General features: G+C 68.6%; 26 protein-coding genes. 23 read left to right on the forward strand and 3 right to left on the reverse strand.

Going from position 1 to position 22002, the window contains the following annotated elements:
* Positions 1 to 2 precede the first annotated feature (2 nt).
* The 5 genes from mshA (at position 3) to regX (ending at position 4715) form a co-directional block, all read left to right on the forward strand.
* Positions 3 to 1331: a D-inositol-3-phosphate glycosyltransferase gene (gene mshA / locus A5650_RS09590; RefSeq protein ID WP_067289596.1), complete on the forward strand. Its 1329-nt coding sequence runs from the start codon at positions 3 to 5 to the stop codon at positions 1329 to 1331.
* A gap of 94 nt (positions 1332 to 1425) precedes the next feature.
* Positions 1426 to 1935, forward strand: a complete 510-nt coding sequence (locus A5650_RS09595) for a type III secretion system chaperone family protein (RefSeq protein ID WP_067289600.1) — start codon at positions 1426 to 1428, stop codon at positions 1933 to 1935.
* A gap of 24 nt (positions 1936 to 1959) precedes the next feature.
* Positions 1960 to 2709, forward strand: coding sequence for a phosphoglyceromutase (locus tag A5650_RS09600; protein ID WP_067289605.1), 750 nt, complete (start codon positions 1960 to 1962; stop codon positions 2707 to 2709).
* 138 nt (positions 2710 to 2847) lie between these two features.
* Positions 2848 to 4032: a sensor histidine kinase gene (locus A5650_RS09605; RefSeq protein WP_067289608.1), complete on the forward strand. Its 1185-nt coding sequence runs from the start codon at positions 2848 to 2850 to the stop codon at positions 4030 to 4032.
* Positions 4029 to 4715, forward strand: a complete 687-nt coding sequence (gene regX, locus A5650_RS09610) for a two-component sensory transduction protein RegX (RefSeq protein ID WP_067289612.1) — start codon at positions 4029 to 4031, stop codon at positions 4713 to 4715. Before A5650_RS09605 ends, regX begins: the two co-directional genes overlap by 4 nt.
* 145 nt (positions 4716 to 4860) lie before the next feature.
* Here the strand turns inward: regX and A5650_RS09615 are convergent, their stop codons facing one another.
* Complete coding sequence (locus tag A5650_RS09615) at positions 4861 to 5658, reverse strand: DUF3109 family protein (RefSeq protein ID WP_067289615.1); 798 nt, start codon at positions 5656 to 5658, stop codon at positions 4861 to 4863.
* A 12-nt stretch (positions 5659 to 5670) separates the two neighbouring features.
* Between A5650_RS09615 and A5650_RS09620 the strand changes: the two genes are divergently transcribed.
* From A5650_RS09620 to A5650_RS09655, 9 genes are all read left to right on the forward strand, one after another.
* Positions 5671 to 6669 (forward strand): Ppx/GppA family phosphatase, encoded by a 999-nt coding sequence (locus A5650_RS09620; RefSeq protein WP_067289621.1) that lies wholly within the window; start codon positions 5671 to 5673, stop codon positions 6667 to 6669.
* 25 nt (positions 6670 to 6694) lie between these two features.
* Positions 6695 to 7858, forward strand: a complete 1164-nt coding sequence (locus A5650_RS09625) for an Rv0497 family membrane protein (protein ID WP_067289624.1) — start codon at positions 6695 to 6697, stop codon at positions 7856 to 7858.
* Between the two features lie 15 nt (positions 7859 to 7873).
* The gene (locus A5650_RS09630) at positions 7874 to 8719 is read left to right on the forward strand and encodes a sugar phosphate isomerase/epimerase family protein (protein ID WP_067088505.1); all 846 of its coding nucleotides are present in this window, start codon (positions 7874 to 7876) and stop codon (positions 8717 to 8719) included.
* Positions 8720 to 8745: 26 nt separating this feature from the next.
* On the forward strand, positions 8746 to 9555 hold the full coding sequence (locus A5650_RS09635) for a thioesterase family protein (protein WP_067289627.1): 810 nt from the start codon (positions 8746 to 8748) through the stop codon (positions 9553 to 9555).
* Between the two features lie 136 nt (positions 9556 to 9691).
* Positions 9692 to 10573 (forward strand): pyrroline-5-carboxylate reductase, encoded by an 882-nt coding sequence (gene proC / locus A5650_RS09640; RefSeq protein ID WP_156744066.1) that lies wholly within the window; start codon positions 9692 to 9694, stop codon positions 10571 to 10573.
* A 127-nt stretch (positions 10574 to 10700) separates the two neighbouring features.
* Complete coding sequence (locus A5650_RS09645) at positions 10701 to 10961, forward strand: helix-turn-helix domain-containing protein (RefSeq protein ID WP_067289633.1); 261 nt, start codon at positions 10701 to 10703, stop codon at positions 10959 to 10961.
* A 131-nt stretch (positions 10962 to 11092) separates the two neighbouring features.
* Positions 11093 to 11194, forward strand: coding sequence for a 30S ribosomal protein bS22 (locus A5650_RS26365; protein WP_003402602.1), 102 nt, complete (start codon positions 11093 to 11095; stop codon positions 11192 to 11194).
* Positions 11195 to 11225: 31 nt separating this feature from the next.
* Positions 11226 to 12326: an SDR family oxidoreductase gene (locus A5650_RS09650; protein ID WP_067289637.1), complete on the forward strand. Its 1101-nt coding sequence runs from the start codon at positions 11226 to 11228 to the stop codon at positions 12324 to 12326.
* 37 nt (positions 12327 to 12363) lie between these two features.
* A complete protein-coding gene (locus A5650_RS09655; protein ID WP_067289641.1) occupies positions 12364 to 13434 on the forward strand; it encodes a lysophospholipid acyltransferase family protein in 1071 nt (356 codons plus the stop codon).
* Between the two features lie 15 nt (positions 13435 to 13449).
* Here the strand turns inward: A5650_RS09655 and A5650_RS09660 are convergent, their stop codons facing one another.
* Together A5650_RS09660 and A5650_RS09665 are read right to left on the reverse strand one after the other, a co-directional pair.
* Positions 13450 to 13989, reverse strand: a complete 540-nt coding sequence (locus A5650_RS09660; RefSeq protein ID WP_067289645.1) for an FAS1-like dehydratase domain-containing protein — start codon at positions 13987 to 13989, stop codon at positions 13450 to 13452.
* 104 nt (positions 13990 to 14093) lie between these two features.
* Positions 14094 to 14984 (reverse strand): HAD family hydrolase, encoded by an 891-nt coding sequence (locus A5650_RS09665; protein WP_067289649.1) that lies wholly within the window; start codon positions 14982 to 14984, stop codon positions 14094 to 14096.
* A 39-nt stretch (positions 14985 to 15023) separates the two neighbouring features.
* Between A5650_RS09665 and A5650_RS09670 the strand changes: the two genes are divergently transcribed.
* The 9 genes from A5650_RS09670 to A5650_RS09710 all read left to right on the forward strand — a co-directional run bounded on the left by A5650_RS09670 (position 15024) and on the right by A5650_RS09710 (position 21933).
* Positions 15024 to 15278, forward strand: a complete 255-nt coding sequence (locus tag A5650_RS09670; RefSeq protein WP_067289653.1) for a glutaredoxin family protein — start codon at positions 15024 to 15026, stop codon at positions 15276 to 15278.
* A 127-nt stretch (positions 15279 to 15405) separates the two neighbouring features.
* Entirely contained in the window at positions 15406 to 16749 is a 1344-nt protein-coding gene (locus tag A5650_RS09675) for a glutamyl-tRNA reductase (RefSeq protein WP_067289656.1), read from the forward strand.
* Between the two features lie 3 nt (positions 16750 to 16752).
* Positions 16753 to 17685, forward strand: a complete 933-nt coding sequence (hemC, locus tag A5650_RS09680) for a hydroxymethylbilane synthase (protein ID WP_067289660.1) — start codon at positions 16753 to 16755, stop codon at positions 17683 to 17685.
* Positions 17686 to 17738: 53 nt separating this feature from the next.
* Positions 17739 to 19397 (forward strand): bifunctional uroporphyrinogen-III C-methyltransferase/uroporphyrinogen-III synthase, encoded by a 1659-nt coding sequence (locus tag A5650_RS09685; RefSeq protein WP_067289664.1) that lies wholly within the window; start codon positions 17739 to 17741, stop codon positions 19395 to 19397.
* A gap of 5 nt (positions 19398 to 19402) precedes the next feature.
* Positions 19403 to 20383: a porphobilinogen synthase gene (gene hemB / locus A5650_RS09690; protein WP_067289672.1), complete on the forward strand. Its 981-nt coding sequence runs from the start codon at positions 19403 to 19405 to the stop codon at positions 20381 to 20383.
* Positions 20380 to 20835, forward strand: a complete 456-nt coding sequence (locus tag A5650_RS09695; protein ID WP_067289680.1) for a hypothetical protein — start codon at positions 20380 to 20382, stop codon at positions 20833 to 20835. The genes hemB and A5650_RS09695 overlap by 4 nt, the downstream gene beginning before the upstream one ends.
* A gap of 20 nt (positions 20836 to 20855) precedes the next feature.
* Positions 20856 to 21224, forward strand: coding sequence for a hypothetical protein (locus A5650_RS09700; protein ID WP_067289683.1), 369 nt, complete (start codon positions 20856 to 20858; stop codon positions 21222 to 21224).
* Positions 21221 to 21697, forward strand: coding sequence for a transport-regulating membrane protein Mce1N (mce1N, locus tag A5650_RS09705; protein ID WP_067289687.1), 477 nt, complete (start codon positions 21221 to 21223; stop codon positions 21695 to 21697). Before A5650_RS09700 ends, mce1N begins: the two co-directional genes overlap by 4 nt.
* Positions 21694 to 21933 carry a hypothetical protein gene (locus tag A5650_RS09710; protein ID WP_067289690.1) on the forward strand — a complete coding sequence of 80 codons (240 nt, stop codon included), beginning with the start codon at positions 21694 to 21696 and terminating at the stop codon, positions 21931 to 21933. The genes mce1N and A5650_RS09710 overlap by 4 nt, the downstream gene beginning before the upstream one ends.
* Positions 21934 to 22002 lie beyond the last annotated feature (69 nt).

Below are 22002 nucleotides of genomic sequence, written 5' to 3' on the forward strand. Positions count from 1 at the left end.
GTGTGCGCCTAGCGACGGATCCGCCCCGTTACGATGCCGCCGGACTGCCGGTCCCGAGGCGCGTGGCCGTGCTCTCGGTGCACACGTCGCCGCTGGCCCAGCCCGGAACCGGCGATGCGGGCGGAATGAACGTCTATGTGCTCCAGAGCGCGCTGCAAATGGCGCGCTGCGGCGTCGAGGTGGAGATCTTCACCCGTGCGACGTCGTCGGCCGACCAGCCGATCGTGCGGGTCGCGCCCGGTGTGCTGGTGCGCAACGTGGTGGCCGGGCCGTTCGAGGGGCTCGACAAGTACGACCTGCCCACCCAGCTGTGCGCGTTCACCGCGGGGGTGTTGCGGGCCGAGGCCACCCACGAGCCCGGCTACTACGACGTCGTCCATTCGCACTACTGGCTCTCCGGTCAGGTGGGCTGGCTGGCCCGCGACCGCTGGGCGGTGCCGCTGGTGCACACCGCGCACACGCTGGCCGCGGTCAAGAACGCCGCTCTCGCCGAGGGCGACTCACCCGAACCTCCGCTGCGCGCGGTCGGGGAGCAGCAGGTGGTCGACGAGGCCGACCGGTTGATCGTCAACACCGAACATGAAGCGCAGCAACTGGTTTCGGTTCATCACGCCGATCCGGCGAGGATCGATGTGGCGCATCCGGGCGTCGACCTCGAGACCTTCACGCCTGGGGATCGCAACGCCGCGCGCGCCGCGCTGGGACTCGACGCCGACGAGAAGATCATCGCGTTCGTCGGTCGCATCCAGCCGCTGAAGGCGCCCGACATCGCGCTGCGTGCCGCCGCCAAATTGCCGGGCGTGCGCGTGCTCGTGGCGGGCGGACCGTCGGGCAGCGGGCTGCAGGCCCCCGACGGGCTGGTTCGGCTGGCTGCGGATCTGGGTATCTCGGACCGTGTGACGTTCCTGCCGCCCCAGTCGCGCGGCCAACTCGTGAACGTGTACCGGGCCGCCGACCTGGTCGCGGTGCCCAGCTATTCGGAGTCCTTCGGGCTGGTCGCGATCGAAGCCCAGGCGTGTGGAACGCCGGTGGTGGCCGCGGCGGTCGGCGGCCTGCCTGTCGCCGTGCGCGACGGTGTCACCGGGACGCTGGTCGACGGGCACGACGACGGCGACTGGGCGCACGCGATCGGCGATCTGCTGCAGCGCGCCGACGACCTTCGGGCCGACGCCGTCGCGCATGCCGCCACGTTCTCGTGGGCTCGCACTGTCGACGCGCTGCTGGCCAGTTACGGACGCGCAATGGCCGACTACCGGGGGCGTCATCAGGTGCGGGACGGCGCACGCCGCACCGGCCGACGATTCGCGAGGCGGCGGGGGGTGCGCGCGTGATGAGCACCCGAAGACGAGTGCGAGTGAGGATCGCAGCGAAGCGAGGACCGGTGGGCCCACGTCCGGAGGGCAGGGGACGAGCGGGAGTCGAGGCGTGAGCACCGACGCGGCGAAGGTCATCGAGCAGGCGTGCAAGGAGAACGACCTCGTCTGCACGTATCACGAAGGCGCGCACGGCGGGTTGCCCGGCGTCATCGTCGAACTCCCCGGCGAGCGACGCCTCAAGACCAACACCATCCTGTCGATCGGCGAGCACTCGGTGCGGATCGAGGCGTTCGTCTGCCGCAAACCCGACGAGAACCACGAGGGCGTCTACCGGTTCCTGCTCAAGCGCAACCGGCGCCTGTACGGCGTGGCGTACACGCTCGACAACGTCGGCGACATCTATCTCGTCGGCCGGATGTCGCTGGAATCGGTGACGTCCGACGAGGTCGACCGGATCCTCGGCCAGGTGCTCGAAGCCGTCGACAGCGACTTCAACACCTTGCTGGAGTTGGGTTTTCGCTCGTCGATCCAGAAGGAGTGGGAGTGGCGGGTGTCACGCGGCGAGTCGCTGAAGAACCTGCAGGCGTTCGCCCACCTCATCGACGACGAGGACGACTGACCGACCTCCGATAGGCTTCGGCGCATGGGTGACTGCACGCTGATCCTGCTCCGCCACGGCGAGAGCGAATGGAACGAGAAGAACCTGTTCACCGGATGGGTCGACGTCGACCTCACCGAGAAGGGCCGCGCCGAAGCCGTGCGCGCCGGTGAACTGATCAAAGAACTCGACCGCCAACCCGATGTGCTTTACACCTCGCTGCTGCGCCGCGCCATCACGACCGCGAACCTGGCGCTGGACAAGGCCGACAGGCACTGGATCCCCGTGCACCGCGACTGGCGCCTCAACGAGCGGCACTACGGCGCGCTGCAGGGTCTGAACAAGGCCGAGACCAAGGAGAAGTACGGCGAGGAGCAGTTCATGGCGTGGCGACGCAGCTACGACACGCCGCCGCCGCCGATCGAAGAGGGCAGCACCTACAGCCAGGACGGCGACCCCCGCTACGCCGACGTGCCCGGCGGCCCGCCGCGCACCGAATGCCTCAAGGACGTCGTCGAGCGGTTCGTGCCGTACTACACCTCGACGATCGAACCGGACCTGCGGGCCGGTAAGACCGTCCTGATCGCCGCGCACGGCAACTCGCTGCGCGCGCTGGTCAAACACCTCGACGGCATGTCCGACGAGGATGTCGTCGGGCTCAACATCCCGACCGGCATCCCGCTGCGCTACGACCTGGACTCCGATCTGAAGCCGACGATCGTCGGCGGCACCTACCTCGATCCCGAGGCCGCGGCCGCCGGCGCAGCCGCGGTGGCGTCGCAGGGCGCCAAGTAGACACTGCTCCGCGCGACGGCGAACGGACGGTTAACGGGGAAGGACGAGAGGCCGAATTTCCGTCTTTCCGTCTGTGACTTGTTCCGGTTTGGCCGCACGCTGCTGGGATGACGTTCACCCGATGCGTACGATTTTCGCGTGAGTGTCGTCTCGGCACTGCTGCTGGCAGCGGTGGTCGCACTGCTCGCTCTGGCGACCGGTGTCGCGCTCGGGGCGCAACTGAGGCCCCGTCTCATGGACCGCCGACAGCGGCGCGCCACCGCGCAGACCGGCATCACCGTCTCGCAGATGCTGTCCCACATCGCATCGCGCGCGCCCACCGGGATCGTCGTGGTCGACCACTTCCGTGACGTCGTATACGCCAACGACCGGGCGCGCGAGCTCGGGCTGGTGCGCGACCGGCTGCTCGACGACCGCGCGTGGCGGGCCGCAGAACGCACGCTGGCCACCGGCGAGCCCGTCGACGTCGACCTGGCCGCCGACAAGCGGGCCAACCCCGGCCGGTCCGGTCTGTCGGTGCGGGGACACGTCCAGCTGCTGACCGACCAGGACCGTCGCTTCGCGGTCGTCTACGTCGACGACCACTCCGAGTACGCCCGCATGGAAGCCACCCGACGGGACTTCGTCGCCAACGTCAGCCATGAGCTCAAGACGCCGGTCGGCGCGATGGGCCTACTGGCCGAGGCGCTGCTCGCATCGTCCGATGACCCCGAGACCGTGCGACGGTTCGCCGAGAAGATGGTCGCGGAGTCCAACCGGCTGGCCAACATGATCGGCGAGCTGATCGAGCTGTCCCGGCTGCAAGGCGCCGAACGGCTGCCCGACCTGACCGCGGTCGACGTCGACACCGTGGTGGCCGAGGCGCTGTCGCGGCACAAGGTGCCCGCCGACAACGCCGACATCAAGATCACCACCGACGCGCCGACCGGTTTCCGCGCCCTCGGCGATCAGGCGCTGCTGGTCACCGCGATCGCGAACCTGGTCTCCAACGCGATCGCCTACTCCCCGCACGGGTCATCGGTGTCGATCAGCCGCAGGCGCCGCGGGAACCACATCGAGATCGCCGTGACCGACCGCGGTATCGGCATCGCCCGCGAGGACCAGGAGCGGGTGTTCGAGCGATTCTTCCGCGTCGACAAGGCGCGGTCCCGGGCCACCGGCGGCACGGGGCTCGGGTTGGCCATCGTCAAACACGTGGCGGCCAACCACAACGGAAGCATCCGGCTGTGGAGTCAGCCGGGAACGGGATCGACGTTCACCCTGTCGATTCCGGCCTATCCCGATCATGAATCGGACGAACGAGAGGACCAGCGAGACCAATGACCAGTGTGCTGATCGTGGAGGACGAGGAGTCCTTGGCCGATCCCCTGGCCTTTCTTCTTCGCAAAGAGGGCTTCGAAGCCACCATCGTCACCGACGGACCGGCGGCCCTGGCCGAATTCGAGCGTTCCGGCGCCGACATCGTGCTGCTCGACCTGATGCTGCCCGGGATGAGCGGCACTGACGTGTGTCGTCAATTGCGTTCGCGCTCAAGCGTTCCGGTGATCATGGTGACCGCCCGCGACAGCGAGATCGACAAGGTCGTCGGGCTCGAGCTCGGCGCCGACGACTATGTCACCAAGCCGTACTCGGCCCGCGAACTCATCGCCCGCATCCGCGCGGTGCTGCGGCGCGGCGCCGACAACGAGGACACCGGCATCGGCGACGGCGTGCTGGAGGCGGGACCCGTCCGGATGGACGTCGAACGCCACGTCGTATCGGTGAACGGCGAGCCGGTCACGTTGCCGCTCAAGGAGTTCGACCTGCTCGAGTACTTGATGCGCAACAGCGGCCGGGTGCTGACCCGCGGCCAGCTCATCGACCGCGTATGGGGTGCCGATTACGTCGGCGACACGAAAACCCTTGACGTCCATGTGAAGCGGCTGCGGTCGAAGATCGAGGCCGATCCGGCCAACCCCGTGCACCTGGTCACGGTCCGCGGCCTCGGCTACAAACTCGAGGGCTGAGTTCCCTCGCGAGCAGACGCGTAACTGCCCCTTCTTGGCGATTTTTGGGCAGGTTTGCGTCTGCTCGCGGATAAAAAGAAGCGGCCCGTTAACCCGTGGTCGGCGCGAAATCCGCGCGGCGGGATCAGCCGAAACAGGAAGAGGTTCATCCGGCCAGGCGGGTCGCGGGGTGCACGGCGATGAGTCCTAACCCGCTGCGCCGCTTGCACATTGCCGCCAGCTCCGCGTACGCCTTCTCGCCGAGCAGCTCGGTCAGCTCGGGACCGTAGGACTCCCAGACCTGCTTGGCGCCGACGTGCGCGTTCGGATCACCGGTGCAGTACCAGTGCAGGTCTGCGCCGCCTTCACCCCAACCGCGACGGTCGTATTCGGTGATCCAGGTCTTGAGGATCTCCGTCCCGTCGGGCCGCTCCACCCACTCCTGCGTGCGTCGGATCGGCAGCTGCCAGCACACGTCGGGCTTCATGGTCAGCGGTTCGACGCCGAGCTTGAGCGCCTTGCTGTGCAGCGCACAACCGATGCCGCCGGGGAAGCCCGGCCGGTTGAGGAAGATGCAGGCGCCCTTGTACTTCCGGGTCCGCAGGTTGGGCTTGTCGTCGTACTCGTCCATCTCTAGGTAGCCCTTTTTGCCGAGCCCCTTCTCGCGGAACTGCCAGTCCTCGTCGGTCAGCGTCTTGACCGCGTCGTCGAGGCGGGCGATGTCGTCGTCGTCGGACATGAACGCCCCGTGCGAACAGCATCCGTCGTCCGGACGACCCTCCACGGTGCCCTTGCACGCGGGCGTTCCGAAAACGCACGTCCACCGGGAGAGCAGCCACGTCAGATCGGCGGCGATCAAATGCTCGGGATTGTCGGGGTCATAGAACTCGACCCACTCACGGGCGAAATCGAGTTCGACCTCTCCACGGTGCGGTGCAGTCACAATTCCCAACGGTAGACCCATTAAGTTGGATGAGTGCGATTAGGCGTGCTCGACGTGGGCAGCAATACCGTCCACCTTCTGGTGGTGGACGCGCGCCGTGGTGGGCACCCGACGCCGATGAGTTCGACCAAGGCCTCGCTGCGCCTCGCCGAGGCCATCGACAGCGATGGCAAGATCACCCGCAAAGGCGCCGACAAACTGATCGGCACCATCGACGAATTCGCCAAGATCGCCACGAGTTCCGGTTGCGCCGAGCTGATGGCGTTCGCCACCTCCGCGGTGCGCGACGCCAAGAACTCCGAGGAACTGCTCGCCCGGATACTCGCCGAGACCGGAGTGGCGCTGCGCGTGCTCGCCGGCGTCGACGAATCGCGGCTGACGTTCCTGGCGGTGCGGCGGTGGTACGGGTGGAGCGCCGGACGCATCATCAACATCGACATCGGCGGAGGTTCGCTCGAACTGTCCAACGGCGTCGACGAGGAGCCCGAGGTCGCGCTGTCACTTCCGCTCGGCGCGGGTCGGCTCACCCGCGAATGGCTGCCCGACGATCCGCCGGGCCGGCGGCGCGTGGCGATGCTGCGCGACTGGCTGACGACCGAACTGGCCGACGCCGGCGCCGAGATGCTCGAACCCGGCGCCCCCGACCTGGCCGTGGCCACCTCGAAGACGTTCCGCTCGCTTGCCCGGCTCACCGGCGCGGCGCCGTCCGGGGCCGGTCCGAGGGTCAGACGAACCCTCACGGCCACCGGATTAAGGCAGCTCATAGCTTTCATCTCTAGGATGACCGCGGCCGACCGAGCGGAATTGGAAGGAGTGAGTGCCGAACGGGCGCCACAGATCGTGGCCGGAGCTCTGGTTGCTGAGGCGAGCATGAAAGCCCTCGGCGTCGAGAGCGTGGACATCTGCCCCTGGGCGTTGCGGGAGGGGCTGATTCTGCGGAGACTCGACAGCGAAGCCGATGGCAGCGGTTTCGTCGGCGGTGCCGACAATCCGGCCTCAGTACAGACGTTTGTGCGTAATGCTGGACGATAGGTGACGAGGCCCGAAGGCAAACACCATGACAGGAACTGAAGACGATCACAGCAATACGCGACCCATCTCGGTCGCGGAGTTGCTGGCGCGCAACGGAACGATCGGCGCCCCGCCGATCGGCGGTCGGCGCCGTCGTCGCCGCGGCGCGGACTCGATCACCGTCGCCGAACTGACCGGCGAGATCCCGATCGTCCGCGACCACGACGACGACGCCCCCGCCGAGACCGAGGACGACGCCCCCGCCGAGACCGAGGCCGCCGCTCCCGCCGAACCGGAGGAGGCCGCGACCACCAACGGCGCCGTCGACCACGTCGAAGACACCGTCGAGGAGGCCGAACCCGAGGAGGCTCCCGAGGCGGTCGACACCTTGGAGGCTCCCGAAGCACAGGCCGACAAAGACGACGACTATGCCGAAGCCGTCGCCGACTACCAGAGTCACATCGAACAGCGCGACGCCGACGAGGACCTGGACTTCTTCGCCCCACCGCGGCGCTCCACCTTCGCGCGGCGGCGCTTCGGCATCCTCGGGCGCAGCGCACCGGCCCAGCGCAGCGAGCCCGAAACCGCCGAGATCAGTCAGGTTGCGGACGAAACCACAGAGCTCAGCGCGGTGGACGAGGTCACCGACGAGGCGACGGTGGACAGCGACACCGCGGTCGGCGCCGAGGAGATGAGCCCGGACCCACTCGACTGGGCCGATCCGCAGGCCGACGAGGACGAGGCCGAAGATGCGGCGGTCGCCGTGGCCGAGCCCGAAGACGACGATGACCGCGAGGACCTGCCGTCGTATCTGCGGTCCCCGGACAACGCGTTGTTCGGCGGACCCGATGCCGCGGACGACGTGGCCCACCGCGGCAACGGCCTGAGCCCGGCCGACATCGACCTCGACGAAGACGAGGACGAGGAATCCGCCCCCTCGGGCGCGATGTCGAGGTTCCTGCGCGGCGCGCTGGTGGTCGGTCAGTGCGTCGTCGCGGTCGGGTTCGGCGCCGGGCTGTTCATCGCCTTCGATCAGCTGTGGAAGTGGAACAGCATCGTCGCGCTGGTGCTCGGCGTGCTGGTGATCCTCGGCCTGGTCGTCGGCGTGCGGGTGGTCCGCAAGACCGAGGACATCGGCAGCACTCTGATCGCCGTCGCGGTCGGCGCGATGGTGACATTCGGGCCGCTGGCACTGATGCAGGCGGCCTGAGGCGCCCTATAACTCGTGCGTCCAGCCATCAAGGTCGGTCTGTCGACGGCCTCCGTCTATCCGCTGAGAACCGAGGCCGCTTTCGAGTACGCGGCGAAGCTCGGCTACGACGGCGTCGAGCTCATGGTGTGGGCCGAGACGGTCAGCCAGGACGTCGACGCGATCGAGGAGCTGTCGAAGCGGTACGAAATGCCGGTGCTCTCGGTGCACGCGCCGTGCCTGCTGATCTCACAGCGGGTGTGGGGTGCCAACCCGATCCCGAAACTGGAACGCAGTGTGCGCGCGGCCGAGCAGCTGGGCGCACAGACCGTCGTCGTGCATCCGCCGTTCAGGTGGCAGCGCCGCTACGCCGAGGGGTTCTCCGACCAGGTCGCCGAGCTCGAGGAGTCCAGCGAGGTGATGGTCGCCGTCGAGAACATGTTCCCGTTCCGCGCCGACCGCTTCTTCGGCGCCGGGCAGACCTCCATCGAGCGCATGCGCAAACGTGGCGGCCGACCGGGACCGGGCATCTCGGCGTTCGCCCCGTCCTACGATCCGCTCGACGGTAACCACGCCCACTACACCCTCGACCTGTCGCACACCGCGACCGCCGGGTCCGACGCCCTCGAGATGGCGCGCCGCATGGGCGAGGGCCTGGTGCACCTGCATCTGTGCGACGGCAGCGGCGCCTCCACCGACGAGCACCTGGTGCCCGGACGCGGCACCCAGCCGACCGTGGAGGTCTGCGAGATGCTGGCCGCCAGCGACTTCAACGGCCACGTGATCCTCGAGGTGACGACGTCGGGCGCGCGGACCGCGGCCGAGCGCGAGGCGCTCCTCGTGGAGTCGCTACAGTTCGCGCGCAGGCACCTGCTGCGCTGACCGCTCGCTTCCGAAGGATTCACCAGATGGCCGGCTCCACCCTGTTCACCGACGCCATGGCGCTCACCAAAGCCGACGACGGCGTGTATCACGGTGAGCTGAACGAACATTGGACGATCGGGCCAAAGGTGCACGGCGGCGCGATGCTCGCGCTGTGCGCCAACGCCGCCCGAACCGAGCACGCTGGGGACGTCCAACCGATCGCGGTGTCGGGAAATTTCCTGTGGGCACCCGATCCCGGGCCGATGGAATTGGTCACCACGGTGCGCAAGCGAGGACGTCGCGTCAGCCTGATCGACGTCGAACTCAGACAAGGCGACCGCACGGCGGTGCGTGCCGCGGTCACCCTCGGCGACCCGGAACACCGTGTGGCGCCGCTGCTCTCGGTCAATCCCGTGATCCCGTTGATGCAACCCGAACCCCCGCCCGGCCTGGAGCCGATCGGCGAGGGCCATCCGATGGCCGACATCGTCCATCTCGCGCACGGCTGCGACATCCGACCGTCGCTGACCACCATGCAGCCGCGGTCCGACGGCGGACCGCCGGTGATCGAGTATTGGGTGCGGCCAAAAGGCGTTGCCCCGGACGTCCTTTTCGCGCTGCTGTGCGGCGATGTGTCGGCCCCGGTGACCTTCGGCGTCAACCGGTTCGGTTGGGCGCCCACAGTCCAACTGACGGCCTATCTGCGCACCCTTCCCGCCGACGGGTGGCTGCGGGTGCTCTGCACGACGGTGCAGATCGGCCAGGACTGGTTCGACGAGGATCACATCGTCGTCGACTGCGAGGGCCACATCGTCGTGCAGACGCGCCAACTCGCGCTGGTGCCGCAGGCCTGAGACGGCCGCGCCGGCCGTCGAACCTGCGCTCAGGACGAATAAGTCGGCCCGGATCTCGCGCTGAGCGCACGCTCGGCGCACCCCGCGGTGGGTGGTCGCACGCGCCCGTGCCCGCCCGTCTGCAATGCTTTGCGGCATGGCCAGAATCGCGATCGTCGGCGGTGGAAGTATCGGTGAGGCTCTGCTGTCCGGGCTGCTGAGGGCCGGACGACAGGTCAAGGACCTGGTGGTGGCGGAGAAGGACCCGAACCGGGCGCAGTACCTCGCCGACACCTATTCGGTGCTGGTGACGACGGTGGCCAACGCGGTGGACCACGCGAGCTACGTGATCATCGCCGTCAAGCCCGCCGACGTCGCCGGACTCGTCGACGAAATCGTCGACGCGGCGACCAACGCCGAAAGCGACACGGCCGAACAGGTTTTCGTGACCGTCGCCGCCGGGGTCACCACCGAATACTACGAGAACAAGCTGCCAGCCGGCGCCCCGGTGATCCGCGTCATGCCGAACGCCCCGATGGTCGTGGGCGGCGGTGTGAGCGCGCTGTCCTCGGGACGGTTCGCCACCGCCGAGCAGATGAAGGAGGTCTCGGCGATCTTCGACGCGGTCGGCGGGGTGCTCTCGGTTCCGGAGTCCCAACTCGACGCGGTCACCGCGATCTCAGGCTCGGGGCCGGCCTATTTCTTCCTGATGGTCGAGGCGCTCGTCGACGCCGGCGTCGACGCCGGGCTGTCGCGCTCGGCGGCCACCGATCTCGTCGCGCAGACCATGGCCGGCTCCGCCGCGATGTTGCTGGATCGCCTCGATCAGGCCGCGGACGCCGGAGGAGGCGCAGCGGGTTCGTCGGGTGCCGGAATGGACACCACGCCCGCCCAGCTGCGCGCGACCGTCACTTCGCCGGGCGGGACCACCGCGGCCGGTCTGCGCGAACTCGAGAGGGCCGGATTGCGGGCAGCGGTTGCCAGGGCGGTCGAGGCCGCGAAAAAGCGTTCTGAGCAGCTCGGAATTACAACTGAGTAATTCTATAAATTGCCCACACCCGTCGCAGTAACACCATCTGCCACGCTATTCTCCTCGTGTAAGCACGGGTCGGTGCCAGCGGTGGGGAAGCCGCTGGAACTGCCCGTGCCTGAATGATTGGGTTGCGATGACGTCTATGAACGGGCCATCCGCGCGGGATTCGGCCAGTGGGAAGTCGACTCGGGACTCCGGATCCGACGGTCAACAGCCACGGGCGCAATTCCTCACCGTCGCCGAGGTGGCGAGCCTGATGCGGGTCAGCAAGATGACGGTGTACCGGCTGGTGCACAACGGCGAGCTGCCTGCCGTCCGGGTCGGCCGCTCGTTCCGGGTGCACGCGAAGGCTGTTCACGACATGTTGGAGAGCTCGTACTTCGACGCAGGCTGATCGATCCCGCGTACTCGGCGCGACGCCCACCAGGCGATGGGCGCGTTTCGCGGTTACCTGCGCAGCCCGGTAAAGTAGCCGGGTCAGTCAACGATGCTCATCGGGCAGGTAAGGCGTAGGTAGCGGAGTTCATGGGTTCAGTCATCAAGAAGCGGCGCAAGCGCATGTCGAAGAAGAAGCACCGCAAGCTGCTTCGTCGCACCCGGGTCCAGCGCAGAAAACTCGGCAAGTAATCGCCACCCGCGGTCGCTAGGCTGACCGGACATGGATTCCGAGGGCCGTTCCAATGGACACGTCAACGGGACTGACCCCCGCGACGCCGCGCAGTACCCGAAGGTCGTCCTGGTCACCGGGGCGTGCCGGTTTCTGGGCGGCTATCTGACGGCCAGGCTGGCGCAGAACCCGTTGATCAACCACGTGATCGCCGTCGACGCGATCACGCCGAGCAAGGATCTGCTGCGTCGGATGGGCCGCGCGGAATTCGTCCGCGCCGACATCCGCAACCCGTTCATCGCGAAGGTCATCCGCAACGGCGACGTCGACACCGTGGTGCACGCCGCCGCGGCGTCCTACGCGCCCCGCTCCGGCGGCCGGGCGACGCTCAAGGAACTCAACGTGATGGGCGCGATCCAACTGTTCGCGGCCTGCCAGAAGGCGCCATCGGTGCAGCGCGTCGTGCTCAAGTCCACCTCGGAGGTGTACGGCTCGAGCGCGCGCGACCCGGTGATGTTCACCGAGGACACCAGCGCGCGGCGGCCACCTGGGGAGGGCTTCGCCCGCGACAGCATCGACATCGAGGGCTACGCGCGTGGGCTGGGCCGTCGCCGGCCGGACATCGCCGTCACCATTCTGCGGTTGGCCAACATGATCGGGCCGGGGATGGATACGGCGCTGTCGCGCTACCTGGCCGGCCCCGTGGTGCCGACGGTCATCGGGCACGACGCCCGCCTCCAGCTGCTGCACGAACAGGACGCGCTCGGGGCGCTCGAGCGCGCGACGATGGCGGGCAAGGCGGGCACGTTCAACGTCGGAGCGCCCGGGATCGTGATGATGAGCCAGGCGATCCGGCGGGCGGGGCGGATCGCGTTGCCGGTGCCTCGATCCGCGCTGGCCGCTGTGGATTCGCTGAGGCGTGCGACTCGCTACACTGAACTCGATCGTGAGCAGCTGAACTACCTCAGTTATGGCAGAGTCATGGATACATCGCGGATGCGAAACGAACTCGGCTATAACCCGAAGTGGACGACGGTCGAGGCTTTCGACGATTACGTCAGAGGTCGCGGATTGACTCCGATCGTCGACCCGCGGTGGGTACGCTCAATGGAGAGTCGCGCCATTGCTGCGGCGCAAAGGTGGGGACGCTAGGCGCATCAACTGATCGGGTGGGGAGAAGGAAACGATCGTGGCGGGCGAGTCCAAGGCGAAAGTTATTCCGCTGCATGGTAATTCGGGTCGTGCAGCGGCTCAGCGGCGAAACGCCGCGCGAGCGCAGGGCTCTCGCCGACATCCGTCGCAGCTCTCCGATCCCGTCAGCGGCGCCTCCGCCGAGGAGATCGCCGCCGTCGTCCGCGAGATGGACGAGCACCGCGGGGGGGTGACCGGCGGCGCACCGATCGTCGACGAGACGCCCACCGAACTCGCCAAGAACATCGGGGCCGTCGCCGAATTCGTCCGCAAACGGATGACGGGCGATTACACCGTCGACGAATTCGGGTTCGACGCCCACCTCAACAACGCAATCTTTCTGCCTTTGCTGAGAGTCCTCTTCAAGTCGTGGTTCCGCGTCGAGGTCAGCGGCATCGAGCATCTGCCCGAGACCGGCGCCGCGCTGGTGGTGGCCAACCATGCCGGCGTGCTGCCGTTCGACGGGCTGATGGCGTCGGTGGCGGTGCACGACCACCACCCGACACACCGCGACCTGCGCCTGCTGGCCGCCGACATGGTGTTTGACCTGCCCGTCGTCGGTCAGGCCGCCCGCAAGGCCGGCCACACCATGGCCTGCACCGCCGACGCACACCGGCTGCTGGCCGCGGGCGAGCTGACCGCGGTGTTCCCCGAGGGCTACAAAGGCCTGGGCAAACACTTCAAAGACCGCTACAAGCTGCAGCGATTCGGCCGCGGGGGCTTCGTCTCGGCGGCGCTGCGCACCAAGGCGCCCATCGTGCCGTGCTCGATCGTCGGATCCGAGGAGATCTATCCGATGATCGCCGACGTCAAGCTGCTGGCCCGGCTGCTCGGGCTGCCGTACTTCCCGATCACACCGTTCTTCCCGCTGGCGGGGCCCGCGGGAATGATCCCGCTGCCGTCGAAGTGGCACATCCAGTTCGGTGAGCCGATCGAGACCGCGGACTACGACGAGTCGGCCGCCGACGATCCGATGGTCACGTTCGAGCTCACTGACCAGGTGCGCGAAACCATCCAGCAGACGCTGTACCAACTGCTCACTCAGCGCAGGAACACCTTCCTCGGCTGAGCGTGCGGAGAGTTGCTAGCTCTCCGAACTACTTTGCTTGGCAATCATTTTCGCGATCGCCTCGTCGCGTGCGGCCGCGATGCGCTGGCTCACCTCGTCGGCCTCGGTGTCCGATTGAGCCTCACCCATGACGGTGACGACGCTCGTGAGGACGGGCTTGCCCTCGGCGTCGGTGACCTCGCCGCGGACCTCGGTGACGATGGCGCCGTGCGACTCGGTCACCGAGTCGAGATAGGAGTCGAAGAACAGCTTGTCGCCGGCCAGGATCGGGCGGTGGAAGGTGATCTTCTGGTCGCGGTGCAGCACGCGTTCCATGTTGATCGGCACGTCGAACTGGTTGAAGATCTCCAACTGGACCCGGCGGCCCGCGACGGCGAGGAAGGTCAGCGGGGCGATCAACGCGTCGTAGCCGTACTCGGCGGCGGCCTCCTCGGTGAAATGCGCCGGGTGCTCGTCCTTGACCGCCTGCGCGAACTCACGGATCTTCTCCCGGCCCACCTCGAAGTAATCGGGATACCGGTAGTGCGTTCCGATGATGTTCTCTGCGATTGCCATCCGTGACCTGCTCCTCGCCTGCGCGGGCTGCCGTCCCTCCTGACGGAGTCAGCGGCGCGAGCCTATCAGCGGGTCGCGATCACCAGCGCGAGCAGAGCGGCTCCTCAGCGGCCTTCCTGACGGCGTGAGACCACCGCCGCCAGCGCACCGCCGGCCGCGCCGAGCGCCAGCGCCGACGGCACCCCGATGCGCGCGGCCTTGCGTGCGGTGCGGAAGTCGCGGATCTCCCAGCCGCGCTCGCGGGCGAGGTCGCGCAGGTCGGCGTCGGGGTTGATCGCCACGGCCGTGCCCACCAGCGAAAGCATCGGCACGTCGTTGAAGCTGTCGGAGTAGGCCGTGCAGCGGCGCAGGTTGAGCCCTTCGCGGATGGCCAACGAGCGCACCGCGTGCGCCTTGCCCGTGCCGTGCAGGATGTCGCCGACCAGGCGGCCGGTGAACACCCCGTCGACGGATTCGGCGACGGTGCCCAGCGCGCCGGTGAGCCCGAGCCGTTTGGCGATGGTCGCGGCCAGCTCGTACGGGGTCGCGGTGACCAGCCACACCTGCTGGCCGGCGTCGAGGTGCATCTGCGCGAGCGCCCGGGTGCCGGGCCAGATCTTGTCCGCGATGATCTCGTCGTAGATCTCCTCGCCGACTGCCATCAGCTCGGCCGTCGAGCGGCCTTCGATGAATGCCAGCGCCTTGCGACGGCCCGCCGCCACGTCCTCGCTGTTCTCGCGGCCGGTCAGCTGGAACTTCGCCTGCGCATAGATGAACCGCGCGATGTCGCCGTAGGTGAAGAACTTGCGGGCGGCCAGGCCCCGGGCGAAGTGCAGCAGCGACGACCCCTGCACCATAGTGTTGTCGACGTCGAAGAACGCCGCTGCGGTCAGATCCGGTGGCGGAGCGGGCGGGGCCGCGTCGGCTTCGGCCGCCAGATCGGTGACGGCCGCCTCCGCGCTCGCCTCGCCGGCAAGTTGCTGTTCAGCAGCTTCGCGGTCGCCGATTCCAGACACGAATCAACCCTAAGTCACCGGTGCGGAGATACTGGCGAGGTGGAGCACACGGTGGAGTTGCTGACGCGCGACGGGTGCACGATCTGCACGGGCGCGGCGGCGCGGCTGGCCCAGCTGGCCGACGAACTGGGGTTCGCGCTGGCCGTCACCGATGTCGACGCCGCCGCGAAGGCCGGCGATCCGGGACTTCGAGCGGAGTTCGGCGACCGGCTACCGGTGGTTCTGCTCGACGGGCGCGAACACAGCTATTGGGAGATCGACGAGCCACGCCTACGGGCCGATCTGGCGACGTGAGCGCCGTGGCCGCGAAGCGGGATACCAGCACGGGTTTCGCCCTGGGAATACGGGTCCGACGAAAAGAGCGCGGAATTTGGTGAGCTAACTGTTTACCGACTACCTTGGATGACGTGGTGATGAAGCCGTGAGCGTGCTGCTTTTCGGGGTTTCGCACCGCAGCGCGCCGGTGTCCGTGCTCGAGCAGCTGAGCACCGACGAGTCCGATCAGGCAAAGATCATCGACCAGGTGCTGCAATCCTCCCTCGTCACCGAGGCCATGGTGCTGTCCACGTGCAACCGCGTCGAGGTCTATGCGGTCGTCGACGCGTTCCACGGCGGTCTGTCGGTGATCGGGCAGGTGCTTTCCGACCATTCCGGGATGAGCCTCAACGACCTGACCAAATACGCCTACGTCCGGTACGCCGAAGCGGCCGTCGAGCACCTGTTCGCGGTGGCGTCCGGCCTCGATTCCGCGGTCGTCGGCGAGCAGCAGGTTCTCGGCCAGGTCCGCCGCGCCTACGCCGCCGCCGAGGCCAACCACACCGTCGGGCGCACCCTGCACGAACTGTCGCAGCGCGCGCTGGCCGTCGGCAAGCGGGTGCACACCGAGACCGGCATCGACGCCGCGGGCGCCTCGGTCGTCTCCGTCGCGCTGGACACCGCCGAAAGCAAGCTCGGTTCGCTGGCGGGCCGCACCGCGGTGGTCATCGGCGCGGGTTCGATGGGCTCGCTGGCCGCAAAGCACCTGGCGCGGGCGGGCGTCGAGCGCATCCACGTCGTGAACCGCAGCCAGCCCCGGGCCAAGCGCCTCGCGGCCAACGTCCGCGAGCTGGGTATCGAGTCACAACCCTTCCCGTTCGACCACTTGCCGCCGCTGCTCACCGACGCCGACGTCGTCGTCTGCTGCACCGGAGCGGTTCGGCCGGTGGTTTCGCTGGCCGACGTCCACCGCGGTCTGGCGCACGGCCAAGAGCTCAAGCAGCTGGTCATCTGCGACCTCGGCATGCCCCGCGACGTGGACCCCGCGGTGGCGGGTCTGCCCGGCGTCTACGTCGTCGACATGGAACGCATTCAGCGCGAACCGGCGGCCCGAGCCGCGTCGTCCGACGCCGAGGCCGCCCGCGCGATCGTCGCCGCGGAGGTCGCCAAGTACCTTGCCGGCCAGCGGATGGCCGAGGTCACCCCGACGGTCACCGCGCTGCGTCAGCGCGCCGCCGACGTGGTCGAGGCCGAGCTGCTGCGTCTCGACAACCGGCTGCCTGACCTGGACACCGCGCAGCGCGACGAGGTCGCCAGGACGGTGCGCCGGGTGGTCGACAAGCTCCTGCACGCCCCGACGGTGCGCGTCAAGCAACTGGCCAGCGCACCCGGCGGGGACAGTTACGCCGAGGCGCTGCGTGAGCTGTTCGAGCTCGACCAGCAGGCCGTCGATGCTGTCGCCGGGCCCGAATTGCCTTTGCTCGCATCGGATCTCGACAAGGCCGAGTAACGCTTGACTGTAATTCGGATAGGCACTCGCGCCAGTCTCTTGGCGACCACCCAGGCGGGAACGATTCGGGACGCGCTGATCGCGAACGGGCACGCCGCCGAGCTCGTCCCGGTGTCCACCGAGGGCGACCGCAACCAGGGCCCGATCGCCGAGATCGGCGTCGGCGTGTTCACCGCGGCCCTGCGGGAGGCCATCCACGAGGGCCGGGTCGACGCCGCCGTGCACTCATTCAAGGATTTGCCGACAGCGGTCGACCCGCGCTTCGTCATCGCCGCCAGCCCCCCGCGCGAAGACCCGCGAGACGCGCTGGTGGCGCGCGACGGACTGGTGCTCGGGGAGTTGCCCGCGGGGTCGGTCATCGGCACATCGAGCCCGCGACGGGCCGCACAGCTTAGAGCACTGGGTCTCGGTTTGGAAATCCGCCCCCTAAGAGGCAACCTGGATACCAGGTTGAACAGGGTTAGCAACGGTGATCTCGACGGCATCGTAGTCGCACGGGCGGGACTGGCCCGCATCGGGCGGCTGGCAGATGTCACCGAGACTCTCGAGCCGGTGCAGATGTTGCCAGCGCCGGCTCAAGGTGCGCTCGCGGTCGAGTGCCGCGCAGGCGACACCGAGCTTGCCGCGCTGCTGGCGGAGTTGGACGACGCCGACACGCGCGCCGCAGTCACCGCGGAACGGGCCCTGCTCGCCCGACTGGAGGCGGGTTGTTCCGCACCGGTGGGAGCGATCGCGGAGGTGGTCGAGTCCATCGATGAGGACGGCAACGTCTTCGAAGAGGTGTCGCTGCGCGGCTGCGTAGCGGCGCTGGACGGATCCGACGTGATCCGCGCGTCCGGCGTCGGCACTCCCGACCGGGCCCGGGAGCTGGGGCTCTCGGTCGCCGAGGAGTTGTTCGACCTCGGGGCGCGCGAACTCATGGCGGACGCCAACTGAGCTGTAGAGCTGCGATGAGCGATAAGCGAAGAGCAGAGAGATGAGTGAGTGAGATGACAGGCCAGACCAGCGGGCGGGGGCGCAAGCCGAAGCCGGGCCGCATCACGTTCGTCGGATCGGGTCCCGGCGACCCCGGTCTGCTGACGACGCGGGCCCACACCGTGCTCGCCAACGCCGCCCTGGTGTTCACCGACCCCGACGTGCCGGAAGCCGTGCTGGCCCTGGTGGGTTGCGAGCTGCCGCCCCCGTCGGGGCCCGAACCCGCCGAGGCCCCCAAAGACGGCGAGGCCTCCGACGCCGATGCGCCGGCCATCACGGGCGGGCCCGACATCCGCTCGGCCGTCGGCGATCCGGCCGAGGTGGCCAAGACGCTGATCACCGAGGCCCGTACCGGCGTCGACGTGGTGCGCCTGGTCGCGGGCGATCCGCTGTCGGTGGACGCGGTGATCACCGAGGTGTCGGCGCTGGCGAAGTCGCACCTGAACTTCGAGATCGTGCCGGGCCTGCCGGACACCACCGCGGTGCCCACGTATGCGGGGCTGCCGCTGGGATCGGCGCACACCGTGGCCGACGTCCGCGATCCCGACGTCGACTGGGCCGCACTGGCCGCCGCGCCCGGCCCGCTGATCCTGCACGCGACGGCGTCGCATCTGCCCGACGCGGCGCGCACGCTGATCGAGTACGGGCTGACCGACACCACGCCGTTGGTGGTGACCGCGAACGGTACGACGTGCCAACAGCGTTCGGTCGAGACGACGCTGGCCGGGCTGCTCGACAAGGCGACCCTGGCCGGCACCGAGCCGTCGGGCCCGTTGTCCGGACCTCTCGTCGTGACCATCGGCAAGACCGTGGCCAACCGCACCAAGCTGAACTGGTGGGAGAGCCGCGCGCTGTACGGCTGGACCGTGTTGGTACCGCGTACCAAGGATCAGGCCGGCGAGATGAGCGAGAAGCTGGTGGGCCACGGCGCATTGCCGATCGAGGTCCCCACCATCGCGGTCGAGCCGCCGCGCAGCCCCGCCCAGATGGAGCGCGCAGTCAAGGGTCTGGTCGACGGCCGGTTCCAGTGGGTGGTGTTCACCTCCACCAACGCCGTGCGCGCGGTGTGGGAGAAGTTCAACGAGTTCGGCCTCGACGCGAGGGCGTTCTCGGGCGTGAAGATCGCCTGCGTCGGCCAGGCCACGGCCGACCGGGTGCGAGCGTTCGGTATCAATCCCGAGCTGGTGCCGGCCGGTGAGCAGTCGTCGCTGGGCCTGCTCGATGAATTCCCGCCGTACGACGACGTTTTCGACCCGGTGAACCGCGTGCTGCTGCCGCGCGCCGACATCGCCACCGAGACGCTGGCCGAGGGCCTGCGCGAACGCGGCTGGGAGATCGAGGACGTCACGGCGTACCGCACGGTGCGTGCCGCACCGCCGCCCGCGCACACCCGCGAGATGATCAAGACCGGCGGCTTCGACGCGGTCTGCTTCACCTCGAGCTCCACGGTGCGCAACCTGGTCGGTATCGCGGGCAAGCCGCACGCGCGCACCATCGTCGCGTGCATCGGACCCAAAACCGCCGAGACTGCAGCGGAATTCGGCCTGCGCGTCGATGTGCAGCCCGAGGTCGCCGCCGTCGGTCCGCTGGTGGAGGCGCTTGCCGAGCACGCCGCCCGGCTGCGCGCCGAGGGCGCCCTGCCCCCGCCGCGTAAGAAGAGCCGCCGCCGCTGACCGCGATGGGCTTTCCCAGGCATCGTCCCCGCAGGCTGCGCGCGACTCCGGCGTTGCGGCGGCTGGTCGCCGAAACCGCCTTGGAGCCACGCCAACTGGTGCTGCCGATGTTCGTCGCCGACGGCATCGACGAACCCCGCGAGATCTCCTCGATGCCGGGCGTCGTGCAGCACACCCGCGATTCGCTGCGCCGTGCCGCCGCCGATGCGGTGGCGGCCGGTGTCGGCGGCTTGATGCTGTTCGGCGTTCCGCGTGACGAGGACAAGGACCCCACCGGTTCGATCGGCGTTGCCGAGGACGGCATCCTCAACGTCGCACTGCGCGGCCTGGCCGGCGACCTCGGCGACGACACCGTCCTGATGGCCGACACCTGCCTCGACGAGTTCACCGACCACGGCCATTGCGGGGTGCTCGACGGTGCGGGCAGGGTCGATAATGACCTGACCAACAAACGCTACGTGGAACTTGCTGTGGCGCAAGCGGATTCGGGTGCCCACGTCGTGGGTCCGAGCGGCATGATGGACGGCCAGGTCGCCGCGATCCGCGACGGCCTGGACGCCGCGGGGCACACTGACACGGTCATCCTGGCCTACGCCGCGAAGTTCGCCTCGGGTTTCTACGGCCCGTTCCGCGATGCGGTGGGGTCGAGCCTGCGCGGCGATCGCCGTACGTATCAACAGAACCCGGGCAATGCGCGCGAGGCGTTACACGAGATCGAACTCGACATCGACGAAGGCGCCGACATCGTGATGGTCAAACCCGCGATGGGCTATCTCGACGTCGTGCGCGCGGCGGCAGACCTGTCGCCCGTGCCGGTGGCCGCCTACCAGGTCTCCGGCGAGTACTCGATGATCAGCGCGGCCGCCGCCAACGGCTGGATCGACCTGCAGACCGTCGCCCTCGAGACACTGACCAGTATCCGGCGGGCCGGGGCGGACATCGTCTTGACGTACTGGGCGGCCGACGTCGCCGCCTGGCTGGCGTGAGCCCGGAGTCACACGGCCGTTCGGATCCCGCCGGGCAGCCGCCACGCGAACCCGACACCCGCCCCGACGACGTGGACACCGGCTTCTGGCTCTGGGTCGCGTCGCTTCCGCTGCTGATCATCGGCCACATCGTCGACCTGCTGGTCGATGACCGCACCGACAAGCTGCCGGCGCCGGTGCTCGCGCTCTCGGTGGTGTTCATCGTGATCATCGGCGCCATCGTGCTGACCTTCCAGATCCTGATGCGTCAGGGCTACCGGTGGGCCCGCACCGTGTTGACCGGTACGGGCGTCGCGGCCGTCGTCTACGTCGCGAGCAGCCTGTTGCGCGGCGACCGTCCGCCGGCCGCCGCAGTCTCGTACGCGGTCACCGCGATCCTCGGCTCGGTGCTGATCGTCGGCGGCGTGTATCTGCTGCACCGCAAAGACGCCACCGACTTCTTCACCCGGTGACCCGATAGGCTGACCCGACCATGACCGCTCCTGCGCCGCGAAACCGCGTCGTCACCGCCGCCTTCTGGTGCTGGGTCGTCGCTTCGGTGATGTTGATCCTCGGCGGTCTGATCGCCGCCTCGGTGAACCTGCCGACGCTGTTCCGCGGCGCGGGGATCCTCACCGTCGCCGCGGGTGCGGGGATGGCGTTTCTCGCCGGCCACAGCCGCACTGGCGATGTCCGATTTCGCCGGGCAGGCGTGGCGCTGGCGTCGACGATCGTCGTGTTCGTTGCGCTGCTCGCCCTGAGCGGCGTCGTCCACTTCGTCACCGTGCTCGCGGTGCTCCCGTTGATCGCGGGGGCGGTCCTGATCTCGCGGCCGGCGGCCGACCAGGGGGAAGCGACATGACCGAGAAGGCGCCGCAGGTGCTGTTCTACGAGCAGGGTGCAAGCTGGTGGTGGTTGGCGGCCGGACCGGCCTCGGCGATCGCCATGGGGCTGATTCAGGCGTCGGCCGGTTACGGCTTCCAGTGGATGGTGCCCGGCATGTTCCTGCTCCTCGTCACGGGCTTCCTCGCCATCCAGGTCAAGGCCGCGCGCATTCACACCTCGGTCGAGCTGACGCCGGACACCCTGCGGCAGGGCACCGAACGGATCCGCACGGACGAGATCGTGCGCATCTACCCCGAACCCACCGGCGCCGAGGCCCCGAAATGGCAGTCGGCGCGCGCGCTCGGCGAGCTCACCGGCGTCCCCCGCGGCCGCACCGGCATCGGGCTGAAGATGACCAATGACCGCACCGCACAGGCGTGGGCCCGCAAGCATCAGAAGCTCCGCGAGACGCTGACCCAACTGGTCGAAGAGCGCATCCCGCCCGCATGAGGGTCCGGGCAGCGCTCGAGCTTGTGCTGGCCGTCGCCGCGGCGGCGGGCAGCGTGCTGAGCTGGACGGCGGCCGCGACGACAGTCGCGGTGGCGCCAGTGCTCGAAGGCGAGCCCGAGATGTCCTCGATTGAGTACAGCGCGCCGATGCTCGGCCTGGCGCTACTGCTGGCGGCGGTCGCCGGGGTGCTCGTGGTGATGGCCGTCGCCCACGGGCGTCGTGCTCGCGCGAGCTGACGCGAAATAGCATTCCCGGTCGGTGATCGACGGCTTTCACGACCACGGCTTCTCTTCCGCGCGCCGATC

This window comes from Mycobacterium sp. 1164985.4, assembly GCF_001668575.1.
Lineage (GTDB): Bacteria > Actinomycetota > Actinomycetes > Mycobacteriales > Mycobacteriaceae > Mycobacterium.

Excerpts from the sequence above, each read along its gene's own strand:
- A5650_RS09600 (WP_067289605.1), top strand. The coding sequence starts at position 1,960 with ATGGGTGACTGCACGCTGATCCTGCTCCGCCACGGCGAGAGCGAATGG.
- regX (WP_067289612.1), top strand. The coding sequence starts at position 4,029 with ATGACCAGTGTGCTGATCGTGGAGGACGAGGAGTCCTTGGCCGATCCC.
- A5650_RS09615 (WP_067289615.1), bottom strand. The coding sequence starts at position 5,658 with ATGGGTCTACCGTTGGGAATTGTGACTGCACCGCACCGTGGAGAGGTC.
- A5650_RS09625 (WP_067289624.1), top strand. The coding sequence starts at position 6,695 with ATGACAGGAACTGAAGACGATCACAGCAATACGCGACCCATCTCGGTC.
- A5650_RS09635 (WP_067289627.1), top strand. The coding sequence starts at position 8,746 with ATGGCCGGCTCCACCCTGTTCACCGACGCCATGGCGCTCACCAAAGCC.
- proC (WP_156744066.1), top strand. The coding sequence starts at position 9,692 with ATGGCCAGAATCGCGATCGTCGGCGGTGGAAGTATCGGTGAGGCTCTG.
- A5650_RS09645 (WP_067289633.1), top strand. The coding sequence starts at position 10,701 with ATGACGTCTATGAACGGGCCATCCGCGCGGGATTCGGCCAGTGGGAAG.
- A5650_RS26365 (WP_003402602.1), top strand. The coding sequence starts at position 11,093 with ATGGGTTCAGTCATCAAGAAGCGGCGCAAGCGCATGTCGAAGAAGAAG.
- A5650_RS09650 (WP_067289637.1), top strand. The coding sequence starts at position 11,226 with ATGGATTCCGAGGGCCGTTCCAATGGACACGTCAACGGGACTGACCCC.
- A5650_RS09660 (WP_067289645.1), bottom strand. The coding sequence starts at position 13,989 with ATGGCAATCGCAGAGAACATCATCGGAACGCACTACCGGTATCCCGAT.
- A5650_RS09685 (WP_067289664.1), top strand. The coding sequence starts at position 17,739 with ATGACAGGCCAGACCAGCGGGCGGGGGCGCAAGCCGAAGCCGGGCCGC.
- hemB (WP_067289672.1), top strand. The coding sequence starts at position 19,403 with ATGGGCTTTCCCAGGCATCGTCCCCGCAGGCTGCGCGCGACTCCGGCG.
- A5650_RS09700 (WP_067289683.1), top strand. The coding sequence starts at position 20,856 with ATGACCGCTCCTGCGCCGCGAAACCGCGTCGTCACCGCCGCCTTCTGG.
- mce1N (WP_067289687.1), top strand. The coding sequence starts at position 21,221 with ATGACCGAGAAGGCGCCGCAGGTGCTGTTCTACGAGCAGGGTGCAAGC.
- A5650_RS09710 (WP_067289690.1), top strand. The coding sequence starts at position 21,694 with ATGAGGGTCCGGGCAGCGCTCGAGCTTGTGCTGGCCGTCGCCGCGGCG.